At 23.1% G+C, this 17,114-nt stretch carries 12 protein-coding genes and 1 tRNA gene; 10 read left to right on the forward strand and 3 right to left on the reverse strand.

What is annotated here, in order from left to right; all coding sequences use genetic code 11:
• The first annotated feature begins 8 nt into the window (after nucleotides 1–8).
• Genes H0H50_RS03115 through H0H50_RS00100 form a run of 3 tightly spaced genes read left to right on the forward strand, consistent with a single transcriptional unit; the run spans nucleotide 9 to nucleotide 2,510 of the window.
• Nucleotides 9–485, forward strand: coding sequence for a tRNA pseudouridine synthase A (locus tag H0H50_RS03115; RefSeq protein WP_394798960.1), 477 nt, complete (start codon nucleotides 9–11; stop codon nucleotides 483–485).
• On the forward strand, nucleotides 445–756 hold the full coding sequence (locus H0H50_RS03120; protein ID WP_394798961.1) for a tRNA pseudouridine synthase A: 312 nt from the start codon (nucleotides 445–447) through the stop codon (nucleotides 754–756). The genes H0H50_RS03115 and H0H50_RS03120 overlap by 41 nt, the downstream gene beginning before the upstream one ends.
• A complete protein-coding gene (locus H0H50_RS00100; RefSeq protein ID WP_185867159.1) occupies nucleotides 753–2,510 on the forward strand; it encodes an ABC transporter ATP-binding protein in 1,758 nt (585 codons plus the stop codon). Before H0H50_RS03120 ends, H0H50_RS00100 begins: the two co-directional genes overlap by 4 nt.
• Here the strand turns inward: H0H50_RS00100 and H0H50_RS00105 are convergent.
• Nucleotides 2,500–3,756, reverse strand: a complete 1,257-nt coding sequence (locus H0H50_RS00105) for a peptidylprolyl isomerase (protein ID WP_185867160.1) — start codon at nucleotides 3,754–3,756, stop codon at nucleotides 2,500–2,502. The two genes, H0H50_RS00100 and H0H50_RS00105, sit on opposite strands and share 11 nt — an antisense overlap.
• 50 nt (nucleotides 3,757–3,806) lie before the next feature.
• Between H0H50_RS00105 and lptB the strand changes: the two genes are divergently transcribed.
• Nucleotides 3,807–4,550: an LPS export ABC transporter ATP-binding protein gene (gene lptB, locus H0H50_RS00110; RefSeq protein WP_185867161.1), complete on the forward strand. Its 744-nt coding sequence runs from the start codon at nucleotides 3,807–3,809 to the stop codon at nucleotides 4,548–4,550.
• Nucleotides 4,540–5,178 (forward strand): thiamine diphosphokinase, encoded by a 639-nt coding sequence (locus tag H0H50_RS00115; protein ID WP_185867162.1) that lies wholly within the window; start codon nucleotides 4,540–4,542, stop codon nucleotides 5,176–5,178. Before lptB ends, H0H50_RS00115 begins: the two co-directional genes overlap by 11 nt.
• A 1-nt stretch (nucleotide 5,179) precedes the next feature.
• Here the strand turns inward: H0H50_RS00115 and mdh are convergent, their stop codons facing one another.
• Entirely contained in the window at nucleotides 5,180–6,106 is a 927-nt protein-coding gene (gene mdh / locus H0H50_RS00120; RefSeq protein ID WP_185867163.1) for a malate dehydrogenase, read from the reverse strand.
• 72 nt (nucleotides 6,107–6,178) lie between these two features.
• Here mdh and gcvP point away from each other — a divergent pair, with 72 nt between their 5' ends.
• Nucleotides 6,179–9,064: an aminomethyl-transferring glycine dehydrogenase gene (gcvP, locus tag H0H50_RS00125; RefSeq protein WP_185867164.1), complete on the forward strand. Its 2,886-nt coding sequence runs from the start codon at nucleotides 6,179–6,181 to the stop codon at nucleotides 9,062–9,064.
• Between the two features lie 18 nt (nucleotides 9,065–9,082).
• On the opposite strand, the gene tsaD is transcribed toward gcvP, so the two are convergent.
• Nucleotides 9,083–10,114, reverse strand: a complete 1,032-nt coding sequence (gene tsaD, locus H0H50_RS00130) for a tRNA (adenosine(37)-N6)-threonylcarbamoyltransferase complex transferase subunit TsaD (protein ID WP_185867165.1) — start codon at nucleotides 10,112–10,114, stop codon at nucleotides 9,083–9,085.
• A gap of 28 nt (nucleotides 10,115–10,142) precedes the next feature.
• Here tsaD and H0H50_RS00135 point away from each other — a divergent pair, with 28 nt between their 5' ends.
• From H0H50_RS00135 to H0H50_RS00150, 4 genes are all read left to right on the forward strand, one after another.
• Complete coding sequence (locus H0H50_RS00135; RefSeq protein WP_185867409.1) at nucleotides 10,143–13,946, forward strand: translocation/assembly module TamB domain-containing protein; 3,804 nt, start codon at nucleotides 10,143–10,145, stop codon at nucleotides 13,944–13,946.
• A 355-nt stretch (nucleotides 13,947–14,301) separates the two neighbouring features.
• Nucleotides 14,302–14,826 (forward strand): Lrp/AsnC family transcriptional regulator, encoded by a 525-nt coding sequence (locus tag H0H50_RS00140; RefSeq protein WP_185867166.1) that lies wholly within the window; start codon nucleotides 14,302–14,304, stop codon nucleotides 14,824–14,826.
• Between the two features lie 118 nt (nucleotides 14,827–14,944).
• Nucleotides 14,945–16,972: an HD family phosphohydrolase gene (locus H0H50_RS00145; RefSeq protein ID WP_185867167.1), complete on the forward strand. Its 2,028-nt coding sequence runs from the start codon at nucleotides 14,945–14,947 to the stop codon at nucleotides 16,970–16,972.
• A gap of 51 nt (nucleotides 16,973–17,023) precedes the next feature.
• A tRNA-Ser gene (locus H0H50_RS00150) sits at nucleotides 17,024–17,108 on the forward strand.
• Nucleotides 17,109–17,114: the final 6 nt, after the last annotated feature.

Below are 17,114 nucleotides of genomic sequence, written 5' to 3' on the forward strand. Positions count from 1 at the left end.
TAATGTAATTGAGATTTTTTATTGAATTAGCTTATAATGGTAAACATTTTTTTGGATGGCAAATTCAAAAAAAAGTAAGTACAGTAGAAGAAAAATTAGAATATTGTTTATCAAAATTATTAAAAACTCCTATAAATATAGTAGGAGCTGGTAGAACCGATAAAGGTGTTCATGCTGAACAAATGTTTGCTCATTTTGACTATGAAAAAGAAATTAGCAAAAATTTTGTTGATAAACTAAACATTTTTTTACCTAATTCTATTAGAGTATTTAATATTTTTCCAGTAAAAAAAAATATTCATGCAAGATTTGACGCTATAAAACGAACATATAAATATTACTTAACACGCGATAAAAATCCATTTAATCAAGATTTCTCTTGGTACTGTTTTTATCCACTGAATATTCAAAAAATGAATGCAGCTTCAATAAAACTCATGGAGTATGAAGATTTTAGTTCCTTTTGTAAAAAAAAAAAAAATTAATGAAAAGGAAAATAATATATGTAAAATTTATTATGCTTATTGGTCAGTGACCGATAATATTTTATGTTTTACTATTGAAGCTAATCGATTTCTTAGATCTATGGTTAGGGCTATTATAGGGACGCTGGTTGATGTGGGAAGAAATAAAATTAGTATCAATGAATTTGTAAAAATCATAGAATTAAAAAATGCTGATTTTTGCAAATCTATAGCTCCTGCATGTGGTTTATTTCTGACCAAGATTCTCTATCCAGAAGATATTTTTTTATGAAAGAAAATTTGAATAAACAAAAGTCATCTTTAAAACAGCTTATTATAATTAGCCTAAATTATAAACTGATATTGATATCAACAATTATAACTTCTATATTAATTTCCTTTATTTCCGCGTATCGTCCTAAATTAATACAAAAGGCTATAGATATTCATATCCTTTATAAAGATTTTTTAGGATTGAAAAATATATTGGCGTTGATAATTATGCTTCTTTTTTTAGAAAGTATATTTCATTTTATTTTATTATATCTATCTAATAGATTAGCTCAAAATGTAATTGAAAAAATTAGAATTCTTTTATTTGAAAAATTATTACATTTTAAAAATTCTTTTTTTAATAAAACTCCAATAGGAAAATTAGTATCTTATTCTGTATCAGATATAGAAACTATAACTGTAATATTTAATGATGGAATTTTACTTGTTTCTGGAGATGTTTTAAGAATTATTATGATTATTGTCATGATGTATACAGTACATCAAAAATTATCTTTTATAGTTTTTCTAACTATTCCTTTTATGTATATTATTACTCGTTTTTTTCAAAAAACATTAAAAAAAACGTTTCATGAAGAACGAATTCAAACTTCACGTTTAAACAGTTTCTTACAAGAGAATATTATAGGGATGTCTATTATTCAACTTTTTCATAAAGAAAAAGAAGAATACTTAAAATTTAAATCAATCAATTATAAGTTAATGAATGCTCATTTTAAAACCATTTTTTATTTTTCTATTTTTTTTCCTATAGTAGAAATAATTTCTGCAATAACAATAAGTATTATCATATTTTATGGAGGATTTCATGCTATTGAAATAGGAAATGTTAAACCGGGTCAAATTATTGCTTTTATTTTTTTTATTTATCTTCTTTTTCGTCCTATGCGACAAATAGCTGACAGATTTAATATTATACAAAGAGGGATAGCTGGAATAGAACGTATATTTTCCATATTAAATTCTGAAGAAATTATTATTAATAGAGGAAATTTACGTTTTAATAAATTAAAGGGACATATTGTATTTAATAATGTTCATTTCTCTTATAGAGAGAATGAAATGGTATTGAATGGAGTTTCTTTTGAAATCAAACCAGGAGAAAAAGTTGCTATAGTAGGATCCACGGGTTCTGGAAAATCTACAATTACTCATTTAATTTCTAGATTATATGAAATAAAAAAAGGAAATATTTGGATTGATGGACACTCTATTCAAGATATAGAGCTTAAAAATTTAAGATCTCATATAAGAGTGGTAACACAAGATACTTTTTTATTTAATGATTCTATAATTAATAATATTACTTTGGGGGATCCGTCTATTAGCATAAATAAAATAGAAAATATGGCAAAAAAAATAGGAATACATAATTTTATTACATCTTTACCTAACGGATATAAATTCATAGTAAAAGAAAGAGGTAATTTACTCTCTCTTGGGGAAAAACAATTGATTTCTTTTTTGAGAGTTCAAATGCATCCTTATTCTGTGCTTATATTAGACGAAGCCACCGCATCCTTAAATAAGGAATTAGAAAAAATGATTTATCATGCTACAGATCTTTTAACTAAACACAAAACTTCCATAATTATTACCCACCGTCTTTCCACATTAGAAAATGCCGATAAAATATTAGCTATTGATAAAGGATCTATTGTAGAAAAAGGAACTCATAAAGAACTAATTCAATCAAATGGATATTATGCTGGATTATACAAAGAATCTTTGAAAAAAAAAATTAACAATTGATTTTTATAACATAAAAAGTCTTTTTTAATATTTTCTTTGCCCAATTTTTTATTTTATCTTTTTTCTTGATATTTTTAACAAAATCTTTTAATATAGTGTAATCTTTTTCAAAAGAAACGGGTTTAGATGGTATTTCATCTAACAATTTAATTATAACAAACGCTTCTTTATCATTTATAATTTCTTTGTAAGGTTTTGTTATTTTTCCTTTTTTTAAAAAAAAAAATGCTTTTTTCGTATTTTTTGAAAGGTTATTTTCCTCTACCCAAATTTTATTTTGAACTATGACATCCACTATTTTGTTTTGACTTAGTAAATATGGAATCTTATCTAAATTTATTTTATGATGAAGAATACGTTTTCTAAAGAATTCTGCAAATGATTTTGTTTTATATAATTCATATTTAGAATACTTAGGTTTAATTAAAATATGTCTAAAATCAATCTCATCTTTTCTTTTTTTTTCTAATTTGATTAGGTGAAATCCTAAATCCGTTTCAAACGGTTCAGATATTTCTCCTTCTTTTAAGGATAAAACTGAATCTGAAAATTTTTGGGGAAGATTATTAATTTTAATTCCCTGGACAAAACCACCTCTTAATGCTGAATCATTATCTTCAGAAAATAAAATAGCTTTGGTAGAAAAATCATTATCAGAATGGATTTCTTTTTTAATTTGGTTTAAAAAATCAATTATTTTTTTTTTGTTAATCTTACTTAATTTAGGATAAAATATTATATAGGAAATATATAGTTTTTTAGACGTATAAGGTATTTTATTTTTTTTTATAGTAAAAAAATATTTTACTTCTTCTGGAGAAGGATCTACATCATTTGTTATTTTATTATAGAATTTTTCTATATATTGTTGATTTCTAATTTTTTCATTTAATTCTTCTAATAATTTTTTATTTTCAAATTGTGTTAAAAATTCTTCCTGATTTATATATTTTTTTCTCATATTTGATAGAAATGCTTGAATTTTAAACTCCAATTCTTTATCATTTATTTGTATGCTGGGATCTTTTTTTGCATGAAGAAGCATTAATTTTTGAATTATAAAATCATTTATAATGTCAGTATTGCAAAATAATTTTTTATCATTCACATTTCTAATCTCTGAATCTAATATTATATCATTTCCAATTACAACGGCAATTCCACTCATCTTTTCTAAACCATATGAGAATGGAAAGTAACAAGACAAAAACAAAATAAAAAAATATTTTTTAAAAAAATTTTTCATTACATGCAAATATTAATATTTTTTTATTTAAAAAAAAAATTATTTACATTATGACCTTGAAAACTAATAATATATGTAAAAAATATAAAAATAAATATATAGTAAAAAATGTTTCAATTCGATTGAATAAAGGAGAAATAGTAGGATTAATCGGGCCTAATGGTGCAGGAAAAACTACTTTTTTTTATATAATTGTAGGTTTGATTAAACCAGATCAAGGTAAAATACTCCTTTTTCACAAGGATATTACAGAATATCCAATGTATCAACGTTCCAAAAAAGGAATTGGATATTTAGCTCAAGAACCATCTATATTTAGAAAATTATCTGTGGAAGATAATATTTTATGCATATTAGAAATGCAAAAAAAAATATCGAATCAAGAAAGAAAAAGAAAGGTAGATCAACTGATTGAGGAATTAGGATTGCAAAAAATTCGAAAGAATAGAGGAGATCTTATTTCTGGAGGTGAACGAAGACGTACCGAAATTGCTAGATGTTTAGCTATAAATCCTAAATTTATTCTTTTAGATGAACCTTTTTCTGGAATAGATCCAATTGCTATAGAAGAATTACAAAAAATAATTTTTTCTCTCAAAAAGAAAAATATAGGAATATTAATTACAGATCATAATGTTCAAGAAATTTTTACAATAACAGATCGTATTTACTTAATGTTTAATGGAAAAATTATAAAATATGGATCCACTTCAGAAATTATGCGAGATTCTGTAGTTAAAAAAATTTATTTAGGAAATAGAACCATAAATTTTGAAATAAAAAATGAATCATAGATTTGATGCCGTAGAAGTAGGATTATTTTTAAATGGAGAAATTCCTCCTTTTTTAGAAAGGGAATTTTCTTTTTATGAAAAAATATTTGCAGTAGATGGGGCTTTTTATTATTTAAATACATTTGGAATTTCAGTTGATTATATTATTGGAGATTTTGATTCTCTTTTAAAATTAAAAAAAAATATTCCTTTAGAAACTAATTTATTGAAAACTTATGATCAAAGATATACTGATTTTGATAAAGCCTTAAATATTCTTTATAAAAAAGGATTTTTAAATATAAACGTTTGGGGCGCAAGTGGAATGGAACAAGATCATTTTTTAGGAAATCTATCTACAGCTTTAAAATATAAAAATAAATTATCTATTATATTTCACGACAAGTATCATTCTTATTTTTTTTCTGATAAAAAAATTTCTTTTTATCAGAAAAAAAATAAAAAAGTATCTTTATTTCCTTTTCCTAAAGTAGAAGGATTATACACTCATGGACTTAAATATTCCATAAAAAAAGGCTTATTAAAAATAGGAAAAAATATAGGCATCAGAAATGAAGCATATGATATCAATAAAAAGATTGAAATAAATTACAAAAGAGGAGAATTATTAATATTTATAGAAAAATAAATTAAAAATTTTTGAGTTTATCAATCATGTTTTGAACGTGATGGGCAGATGTTTTTAAAAGATTCCTTTCTTTTTGGTTCAATTGTAATTCTATAATTTTTTCTATTCCAGATTTACCTAAAATCACTGGAACACCTAAATATATATTTTTCAAGCCATACTGACCTTTTAAAAAAGCAGAACAAGGAAAAATACGTTTAGAATCTTTTAAAATAGCTTCCACTATTTTTACAACAGAGGCGCTAGGAGCCATCCAAGCAGATGTTCCTAATAAATTAACTATTTCTTCTCCCCCTTTTTTTGTTTTTTCAATAATCGCATTATTTTCTTCTTCTGATAAAAATTCTTTTATAGGAATTCCTGAAACAGATGTATATCTATATAAAGGGACCATTGTATCACCATGTCCTCCTAATAATAAAGATTGTATATCAATAGGGGAAATATTTAGTCTTTTTGATAAAAAAAAACGATACCTAGTAGAATCTAATATTCCAGCCATACCAATTATACGAGAAGAATCTACTTTAGCCGTCATATAACTTACGTATGCCATAACATCCAATGGATTGGATACAATAATAAATTTAGCTTTTGGAGAAAAAAGGATAGATTTTTTAGTTACAGTTCGAATAATTTCGGCATTTGTATTAACAAGATCATCTCTACTCATTCCAGGTTTTCTTGGAATTCCACAAGTAATAATGATTATTTCAGAATTTTCGCTTTTTGAATAGTCATTAGTAATTCCAATCACTTCAGTATTCGATTTTATCATAGGAAGCATTTGAGATATATCTAAACTTTTTCCTTCTGAAAGTTTTTCTCTAACGTCTAACAAAACAATTTTTTTTATTATGTCTTTTTGAGCTAACAGACTAGCAGAAGAAGCGCCTACATTTCCTGCTCCAATAATAGTTACTTTCATTTTATTTTATTTATTAATGCTTATTTAGCTAAATTTGTAATCTCTAAAGATAAAACAATTTTTATTCTTTTTATGAAAGAGAATTACGTAAAAAAATTCTATCACAGACATATAGGACCGTCTCGTGATGAGATTAACAATATGTTGAAAAAATTACAATGTTCTTCTATTCAAGATTTTTTAAATAAAACTGTACCTAAAGAAATACGTTTAAAAAGAAAATTAAATCTTCCCAATTCTATTTCTGAATATCAATATTTGAATCATATATATAGAATAAGTAAAAAAAATAAAATTTATCGTTCTTATATAGGATTAGGATATAAAAATACTATCACTCCAAGTGTTATTCAAAGAAATATTTTGGAGAATCCTGCTTGGTATACACCTTATACTCCTTATCAATCAGAAATATCCCAAGGACGTTTAGAAGCTTTAATTAATTTTCAAACTATGATTTCAGATCTAACCGGAATGAAAATTAGTAATGCTTCTATGTTGGATGAATCCACAGCAGCAGCTGATGCTATGTTCATGATTTATCAAGAGAAAATCAAGAAAAAACAAATAGATAATAATTATTATTTTTTTATTTCAAATGAAATATTTCCACAAACTATTTCTGTTTTAAAAACAAGGTGCTTCGGATTGGGAATACATATCATAAATGATTCTCATAAAAATTTAAAAATAAAATATAATAATAAAAAAATATTTGGATTAATAATATCTTATCCTTCTAGTCTAGGGGAAATATATGATTATAGTGAAACAGTTGAATATGCAAAAGAACACAATATATCAATAATAGTTTCCACAGACCTTTTATCTTTATCTTTGTTAAAACCTCCTGGAGAATGGGGTGCGGATGTAGTGATAGGATCCAGTCAATCTTTTGGAATTCCTATGGGATATGGTGGACCTCATGCTGCTTTTTTTTCTACTCATGAACAATATAAACGTTTTCTTCCCGGAAGAATTATTGGAATATCTGTAGATATAAGAAATAAAAAAGCTTTTCGTATGGCTTTACAAACCAGAGAACAGCATATTAAAAGAGAAAGAGCTACTTCTAACATTTGTACATCACAAGTGCTACCCGCTATAATGGCTTCTATGTATGCTTTATATCACGGAAAAAAAGGATTGATAGAAATAGCGAAATGTATTCATGAATATACTAAAAAATTAGAATTTTTATTGGTTAATAGCATAAATCATCTTGATCAAGTAAATACTTCTTATTTTGATACTATTAGAATTAAAACAGATTCCGAAAGTGTAAGTAAAATAAAAAAAGTGTCAGAACGTAAAAAGACTAATTTTAGATATGTAAATGAAAATCATTTAACCATTACTTTAGATGAAACAACTTGTCAAAAAGATATAAATCATATTTTATCAATTTTTTACGAGGTATATAATAAAGATAAAAAAACGTATAAAAAAATAAAATATAATAGGAATATTCGTCATGAATACAAATTTCCTTTTTTTTTGAAAAGAAAATCTGATTTTTTAAAACATAAAGTTTTTAATAAATTTTATTCAGAAAATGAATTGATACGTTATGTCAAGAGATTGGAAAAAAAAGACATATCCTTGATTCATTCCATGATTCCACTTGGTTCATGTACTATGAAATTAAATGCTTCTGCGGAATTGTTGTCTTTAAGTCAACAAGAATGGAGAAATATACATCCTTTTGTTCCTGAAAAACAAGCAATGGGATATCATTTTATTATTAAAAATTTAAAAAAATATTTAAAAGAAATTACTGGATTTTCTGGAATTTCTTTACAACCAAATTCAGGAGCTCAAGGAGAATATGCTGGACTCATGGTTATAAAACATTATCATCATTCATTAAAAGAACATCAAAGAAATATAGCATTAATTCCTTCTTCTTCTCATGGAACCAATCCTGCTTCAGCAAATATGGCTGGAATGAAAGTTTTGTTGGTCTCTACAACAAATGATGGATCTATTAATAAAAACGATTTGTTAAAAAAAGTAAAAGAAAATAAAAATTCATTATCTGTATTAATGATCACTTATCCTTCCACTTATGGCATATATGAAAAAAATATTCAGGAAATTATAGATATAATTCATGAAAATGGAGGACAAGTTTATATGGATGGAGCCAACATGAATGCTCAAATAGGATTAATTAGACCAGCAAATTTAGGTGTAGATGTTTGTCATCTTAATCTTCATAAAACTTTCGCTATTCCTCATGGAGGAGGAGGTCCTGGCATGGGGCCTATTTGTGTTGCTTCTCATTTAAAACCTTTTCTCCCAAATCATCCCTTTCAAAAACAAGAAAAAAACAAAGAAACATTGACGATTTCCTCTTCTCCATATGGTTCTTCTTTAATTTTAACAATTTCTTATGCTTATATTCGTCTATTAGGACCATATGGACTTAGAAAATGTACAGAAATATCTGTTTTGAATGCGAATTATATCAAAGAAAGATTGAAAAATTTTTATAATATATTATATGTAGGAGAAAACAATACCGTAGCACATGAATTAATTATAGACTGTAGAATTTTTAAACATATGGAAATAGAAGTTGTAGATATAGCAAAAAGAATGATGGATTATGGATATCATGCACCTACTATATCCTTTCCTGTAGAAGGATGTATGATGATAGAACCTACAGAAAGCGAATCTAAAGAAGAATTAGATCATTTTATTGAAACTATGATCAATATAAGACAAGAAATTAAAGAAATTGAATATGGAAAATTTTCAAAAAAAAATAATGTGTTTAAAAATGCTCCACATAGTATAGATATTTTAACTCAAAATGAATGGAAATATCCTTATAGTAGAGAAAAAGCAGCTTATCCTTTACATTGGATTAAAGATAGAAAGTTCTGGCCATCAATAAATCGTATTGATGATGGATATGGAGATAGAAACTTAATATGTACATGTGTGTAAAGTAAAAGTATAGTTAAGTTAAAATTTTTTAAATTTTGAATATGGAACGGTATGAATAGAATCAAATAAATTTCTTTTATATTTAAATAATCCTGTAATAGCTATCATGGCTCCATTGTCAGTAGTATATATTTTTTTTGGAATAAAAATTTCACACTTTGTATTCTTTTTTGCGAAAGATATAAATTTTCGTCTAATTTCATAATTAGCGGAGACACCTCCTGCTAACGCTATTTTATAAATACCTGTTTCTAATATAGCTTTTTGTACTTTTTCTAAAAGTATTTCTGCTGTTATTTTCTGTACAGATGCACAAATATCAGATAAATTTTGTTTTATAAATAATGTATTTTTTTTTAATTTTTTTTTTATAAATTGTGAAACGTCGCTTTTGAATCCACTAAAACTAAAGTCTAGTCCATTTACTACAGGTTTTGAAAAAATAAATTTCTTGTCATTCCCATTTTTAGAAAAAAACTCTATCATAGGTCCACCAGGATAATAAAACCCCAGTATTCTAGCTATTTTATCTAAACTTTCTCCTACAGAATCATCTAAAGTAGATCCTAATATTTCCATTTGAAAAACATCATTTACTTTTATGATCTGTGTGTGACCTCCACTTATAACTAAACCTAAAAATGGAAATTCCGGATAAGAATTATTAAGATTTGAATTTTCTATAAAATGAGAAAGTATGTGAGCTTGTATATGATTTACTGCTAATAAGGGTATTCCTAATCCCATAGAAAACGATTTTGCAAAAGAAGCTCCTACTAATAATGAACCGATTAATCCAGGTCCTAAAGTAAAAGATACCGCATCAATTTGATGCGGTTTAATCTTTGCATAAAAAATAGCATCCTGAACTGCTTTTGTCATATTTATATCATGTAATCTTGAAGCTAATTCAGGAACAACTCCTCCATACTTTTTATGAATCTCTTGATGAATAATAATGTTAGATAATACATTCCTATCTTGAATAATAGAAACTCCTGTATCATCACATGATGACTCTATACCAATAATTATAGGTTTATTCTTCATACATAAAAAAATAACAATATCTTTGAAAATGAATAATGCTTTTTTTCATAAATTAAAAAAAACGAGAATCCTGATTTTATTTCTTTTATTAGGATTGTTTTTTTTTTCTATTTATTATAGACATAGGCAAGAAATACAAGAAAAAGCTTCCACATTTTTTTTGAAAATTTTTTTAAAAAAAATAAAAAATCATTTAAACGAAAAAATATATATAAAAAATGTTTCCATTAATTTTTTAAAAAAAGAACTTATTTTTTATGATGTAAAAATTATAGACCATCATCGTTTTTCTTTTATTCATCTATCTAAATGTAAAATATCCATTGAAAATTTACTTTATTTTATTCTTTTTAACTCAAAATACTTAAAAATAAAAGATATTTTTATTGATAATTCTTCTTTTTTTATAAAAAAATATTTTAAAGAAAAAGAGAATAACATTCTTTTTTTTATCAAATATTTTTTAATGAGTAAAAAATTAAGGGAACTGAACATTAATTTTGTTACCTGTTCCAAATTAATAATAAGTAAATCTTATTTAGAATATAATAATATTAATAAATCTAAACATTTTTTTTCTATTTGTATAAAAAATATTAAAATTGATAATAAAAAAATAAAAGCTTCTGTTTTTTCTTTACAATCTAAATCTAAAGGATTAGTAAAAAAAGATAAATTTCTTATTATAGAAAATTTATTTTGTAATTTTGTATATCATTATCCTTCTAAATTTTTAATTTACAATCTTTTAATAAAAACTCCTAATAGTTATTTGAAAGGATATTTTACCATATTTCAATATAAAGAAAATCAAATTCTTTTTCCAAAAATCAATATACAATGTCAAATTTTTGAAGGATCAAAATTAGGTCAAGATCTAGGAATATTTTTTTATAAAAAATGGAATTTTGATTACAAAGTATTTTTTAGAGGTAGTATTCATGGGAAATTTAATCATAAAGAAAAAATATTTTTTCTTAATAATGTTTTTATAAAGGATTTACAAGGAAACAAATTGTATGCAGATCAAATTCATATCCTTTATGCAAAAAAAAAATGGAAAAAAATAAAGTTTTTGAAAACTTTTATTCAGTTTCGTCCTCATGAAATAAAAAAAATAATACCATATAGTTTTTATTATTACAAATTCAAGTTGACGAGATTTATTTTAAATCTTAAACAATGTTATATTTACAAAGGAGATATTATATTATCCTTATACGGAAAAAAAAGAAATTTAGAAATAAAAGGAATTGTTAAAAATCGTTTTTTTATAGTTCAAATATCAACTTATATTGATTTTTTTAATAATCAATATACAGGTCAAATATCCATAGAAAAAAAATATCTTTCTCTTTTTTTTGGAAAAAAAACCAATATATTTTGGTTATCGTCAAAAATACAACCTTTCATATATAATAAATTATTGAATTTATATATTATGAATTTCAAAGGAAATTTGTATAATTTTTTTGTAACTCTATTATTTTCTAATTCTCATTCAGGGTATAAAATGTATTTCACAGGAAAAATATTTTCCCATTTTCAAAAAATATGTATTAACGTATATGATAAAAATAAAAAAAATATAAAAATAATATTCCTAAATAATAAAAATCAGTCTTTTCAAAAGATTAGCATAAATATATATGATATGATTATTGGTCATATTTATGGATGTTTGAAATGGAAAAATTTATTCAAAATTTCTTGTTTAAAAGATTCATCTAAATATATAAACTTTGATTTTTTAATTAAGAAATCTTTTTTTGATTTTATAAAACCAGTAAAAAATGAAAATATATTTTCTGATATTCAAATTTCAGGAGAAAAAAGAGATAATGCATTCAAAATGATTTTTCACACAAAAAAAATGCAATTAAATGAAATTTCTTTTGATAAATTGTTTGTCATGGTGGATTATTCTTTAAAAAAAAGAATGAAAATTCATGTAGAAAAAATAATTTTTAAAAAATTTTTTTCAAAGAAAATAAATATATCTGTTTTAAATCAAAAAAATTTTTGGATAATAAATTCTAATTTCTTTTTTAAATTAAAAAAACAAGAATATAAAGAACAAATACTAAATTTTTTTTGCAAAAAAAAAGGTAATTTTTTAATGTGTTATCCTTTTCTTTCTAAATTAAATATAAATGGCTATGATTGGCTAACTGACTACAATTATCATAATTTAGGTATTATTAAAATAGATTTAATACATAAAAAATATATTATTGATAATATTATTTTATTCTCAGACTCTAAAAAACAAAAAATTGTTATTAATACAAATTATGTTAAAAACAAACAAAAAATATTTCAATTTTATCTTGAAAATGTCCAATTAAAAAAAATCATACTTAATAAAAATTTAAATATCAATGGTTTTGCTAATGGCTTTTTTTTATGTAAAAATATTTCTAATCAAATAGAACCCAATATCAATATAATAATTAAAAATTTTTCAATTGAAAAAACTATTTTAGGAAATTTTTACATTTTTTCTTTTCAAAAAAAGAAGAAGAATTATGAAATTAATGGAATTATTAAAAAAGATTCTGAGAATATTTTGAAAATATTTGGAAATATTAGAAATGAATCAAAAAATCAATCAAAACTTAATTTGGATATAATGATTCAAAACTTTAAAATAGATAATTTTTCTTCTTTTTGGAAAAAAATGAATCTTGAAGTAAGAGGTACTTTGACAGGAAAAATCCAAATTTTTGGATCTTTGTATGATCTTCATTACTTTGGTAAAGTAGAAATTAAAAAATTTGGAATCAAAATTAATTCTTCAAATACGAATTATGAGATTAAAAATACAGCTTATATAGATATTTTTTCTAAATCTTGCATATTATCCAATTCTTGTTTTGTAGATACTAAATATAATACGAAAGGCTATATTAATGGTTTTTTTTCACATAAAAATCTTATTCAATGGCGTTTAATAAAATTATCTATCAATACAAAAAATTTACTTGTTTTAGATTCATATGAGAAACAAAATAATTTTTTATTTGGAAAAATATTTACTCATGGAAAAATTCAAATAATAAAAAAAGAAAATACAAATAAAATTTGTATTTCTATGAACAATGGAAAAATTTTGAATACTTCTTATTTATATATTAATCCTTTAAAATATAATAAGAAAGATATATCCAAATTGAATAATTTAAAAAGAAAAAAAGAAAATCATTATTCGTTATTAATAGATATAAAAACTATCATAAATGAAAATACTAAAGTATCAATATTTTTAGATAAAAATCATTTTATTCAACTCAGGGGAGGAGGTTTTCTTTTTATAGAAAAAAAATACGAAAAAAATGTACAAACTAGTGGTACTTTCTTTGTAAAAGACGGATTATATCATTATTATAATAATGAAAAGATTCCGATAAAATTAGAAAGAAAATTCAAAATAAAACCAGGAGGATTTATTACTTGGAAAAATGATTTTTATCAATCAAATATTAATTTGATCGCTTATGATACTAAATATGTATTCAATTACATTGAATATATAGATTTTATAAAAAAATCACAATATGATAAAAATATGGTATTTACAGAATTAAGAATTCATATTTTTGGTAAAATACAAAAACCTAATATTAATATAGAAATTTTACTTCCTGAAAGTAAAGAAGATCTTCAAAAAAAATTATCAGAAAAACTGAATTCTTTCGAGGAAAAAACAATGCAATTTATATCTATTCTAATATTAGGAAAATTTTTCTTAAAAAATGATATTATAAAAAACTTTTTATATTTTTCTATATATGAAATTTTTTTAAAAAAATTAAAACATATATTATTATAAATGAAATTAATCAATTTATAAAAAAATATAGTATTCCAAATATTAAGAATCATTGTTTCTACTATAATTTTTATTTATCAAAGATTATAGTTTTTTCATTAAAAATGCAATATATATATAATGTGTTAATTTATTGTTTAAAATAACAATTTGATAAAATCAACATAAAATTATTCATATCAAACTACAAACTAAATTAACTGAAAATAAATTTTAAAAAATATGAAATTATTTTCGATATAGAATGAATACTAATATATTAGAAAATAAGAACCTATTTCTTCAAAAGAAAGTTTTGTATCTTGATATTTTTAATACCTTTATTTAAAAAAAACAATAATAAAAATATAAAACAATGATTCTAAGATATAGATATAATACAGACGAAATTGACAATACTATTGTCAGAAAACTAAACATAAATGCTAGAACCCCCTATACTGAAATTAGCAAGCAAATCAGTAAAGAAATAAAACCATTGTCTGTTGGGACAGTTCATGTTAGAGTAAAAAAATTAGAAGATGCAGGGATTATAAAGGGAAGTACTCTGATTATAGGATATGAATCATTAGGTTTTCATTTGATAGCTTTTGTAGGAATTTTATCAGATTCTCGTGAATCTAAATTGGTAAAAGAAGAATTAAAAAAAATTCCAAATATAGTACAACTATATATTACTTCAGGGAAGTATAATCTGTTTTGTAGAATTATTGCTAGGGATCCTTCAGATGCAAGAGATGTTATTTCGAAAATAGGGGAAATAAAAGGTGTACTTAGAACAGAATCTACTATTTGTTTAGAAGAAAGCATAAATGATGAAAATAGACTGCTATCCAATATTTTGCAAAAACATCAAACATCTTATAAAAAAAAAACATGATTATATAATAATTGATAATTATTATTATAATTTTCTATTATTTCAATATAAAACTTATTCTTTAAAGAAAAAAAATTTATCCTTCCGAAAAAATTGCATAAGTTTCAATTTTTAGGTAATGGCTAACTTCTTCAAGTTTTATAATAAAAATATTGCATATAAAATTTTAACTCTAATTATTGCAATCTTATTATTGACATTTTTTTTCCCAAAAAAAGAGATTTTTAAATATAAATTTTCAGAAGGAAAAATTTGGTCTTATGGAGATTTATTTTCTCCATTTAATTTTTTAGTTTTAAAAACTAATCAAGATACAGATTTGGAAATCAAAAAATTAAAAGAAAATCAAGGAATATTCTGTATTAGAAATGAAAAAATAGTAAGAAATATAAAAAAAAAACTAAAAAAAATTTCGCTCATACGAAAAAACAAACATGATTATAAAATTGTTTATAAGATTATAAATACGATATATAAATATGGATATATAAAAGATTATAATAATTTAACAAAATTAAACAATACTAACATAATTTTTTTTAAAAAGGATAAAAAGTGGATTCCAATTTTACACAATAAAATCTTTACTCATGATCAAGTTACCAATATTATTGATAAAAGTTTTAGAATAAAAAGCCGTCGTGTTAAAATTTTAAAAAGGATCTTAAGAAAAATTATATTACCCAATTTTTTTTATAGTCAGTATTATACAGATTTTTTTTTGAAAAAAAAAATTCAGTCTATAGAAAAAATAAAATATTCTTTTACAAAAGGAGATAATATTATCAGAAAAAATGAGATTGTAAATAAAAATAAATTGAAAATTTTATTCTATTTCAAAAAAGAATATGAAAATAAAGTATGGAATAAACAAAAATATTATTGTCTTATTACAGGATATTTATTAATAATAACCATAATATTTACTTTATTTATATTATATATTTTTTATTTTGAAAACAAAATATTTCAGAATAATAGAGAAGTAAATTTTTTGATTATAAATATATTATTAATATCATTAATTACCATTACAATTTTAAAATACCATTCTAAAATATTATACATAATTCCCTTTTGTATACTTCCTATAAGTGTACGTTCTTTTTTCAATTTTCACTTGAGTATTTTTATTCATTTAATAACTATATTATTATTATCCTTTATTACACCAAATAGTTTTGAATTTATTTTTATTCAAATCACAGCAGGTTTTTTTGTTATGTTAACAAAAAAAAATATTTATAAAATGGCTAATCTTTTTATTGCTGCAGCAAAAATAACCATAACTTATATCATTACTTTTAGTTTACTCACTTTAATTCGTGAAGGATCTTTAGAAAAAATTTCTTTACATACTTTTTCTTTATTTTTTTTTAGTGGATTTTTAACTTTATTTGTTCATCCATTAATATTTCTTTTCGAGAAACTGTTAAATTTAACCTCAGATATTTCATTATTAGAATTATCTGACTCCAATACTCCTGTATTAAGATTATTATCTCAAAAAGCTCCAGGTACATTACAACATGTTCTAACAGTAGCGAATATCGCAGAAGAAGCTGCCGTTGCAATTGGAGCTAATTCTTTATTAGTAAAAATAGGAGCTATTTATCATGATATAGGAAAAATTGAAAACTCTACATTTTTTACTGAAAATCAACATAATATTATTGATCCTCACGAAAAATTAAGTCCAAAAGAAAGTGCAAAAATTATTTTAGAACATGTATCAACAGGTGTTGAACTGGCAAGAAAATATCATTTACCCGATTCTGTTACTGATTTTATACGTACTCATCATGGAAATAGTATAGTTTACTATTTTTATGAAAAACAAAAAAAAAAATATCCAAATTTAAAAGTGGATAAAAAACAATTTCAATATTCTGGACCTAAACCATTTTCCAAAGAAACTGCTATTGTTATGATAGCTGATTCTGTAGAAGCAGCTTCTAAAAGTATAAAAAATCCATCTACTAAAGATTTGGAAAATTTGGTAGAAAATATAATAGAAAAACAAAAAACGGAAAGTCAATTTTCTAACGCAGATATTACTTTGAAAGAAATAGAAAAAGTAAAAAAAGTTTTGAAAAAAAAATTAAGAAATATTTATCATACTAGAATAGAATATCCTAGCCCCTAATTCTCTATTATTTGTTTATTAAGTAGATCTACTTTAGATTTGTATTTTATTGGAGAATTGCCGGAGTGGTTAACGGAACAGTTTGCTAAACTGTCGGTATGTAAATACCGCGTGGGTTCGAATCCCACATTCTCCGCAAAAA

The organism is Blattabacterium cuenoti, from assembly GCF_014252015.1.
Classification (GTDB): domain Bacteria; phylum Bacteroidota; class Bacteroidia; order Flavobacteriales; family Blattabacteriaceae; genus Blattabacterium; species Blattabacterium cuenoti_U.

Bases quoted from the DNA above. Each gene is read 5' to 3' on its own strand.
- H0H50_RS00115 (WP_185867162.1), top strand. From the start codon at position 4,540: ATGAATCATAGATTTGATGCCGTAGAAGTAGGATTATTTTTAAATGGA.
- gcvP (WP_185867164.1), top strand. From the start codon at position 6,179: ATGAAAGAGAATTACGTAAAAAAATTCTATCACAGACATATAGGACCG.
- mdh (WP_185867163.1), bottom strand. From the start codon at position 6,106: ATGAAAGTAACTATTATTGGAGCAGGAAATGTAGGCGCTTCTTCTGCT.
- H0H50_RS00145 (WP_185867167.1), top strand. From the start codon at position 14,945: ATGGCTAACTTCTTCAAGTTTTATAATAAAAATATTGCATATAAAATT.
- H0H50_RS00105 (WP_185867160.1), bottom strand. From the start codon at position 3,756: ATGAAAAATTTTTTTAAAAAATATTTTTTTATTTTGTTTTTGTCTTGT.
- tsaD (WP_185867165.1), bottom strand. From the start codon at position 10,114: ATGAAGAATAAACCTATAATTATTGGTATAGAGTCATCATGTGATGAT.
- H0H50_RS00135 (WP_185867409.1), top strand. From the start codon at position 10,143: ATGAATAATGCTTTTTTTCATAAATTAAAAAAAACGAGAATCCTGATT.
- H0H50_RS03120 (WP_394798961.1), top strand. From the start codon at position 445: ATGAAGATTTTAGTTCCTTTTGTAAAAAAAAAAAAAATTAATGAAAAG.
- H0H50_RS00100 (WP_185867159.1), top strand. From the start codon at position 753: ATGAAAGAAAATTTGAATAAACAAAAGTCATCTTTAAAACAGCTTATT.
- H0H50_RS00140 (WP_185867166.1), top strand. From the start codon at position 14,302: ATGATTCTAAGATATAGATATAATACAGACGAAATTGACAATACTATT.
- lptB (WP_185867161.1), top strand. From the start codon at position 3,807: ATGACCTTGAAAACTAATAATATATGTAAAAAATATAAAAATAAATAT.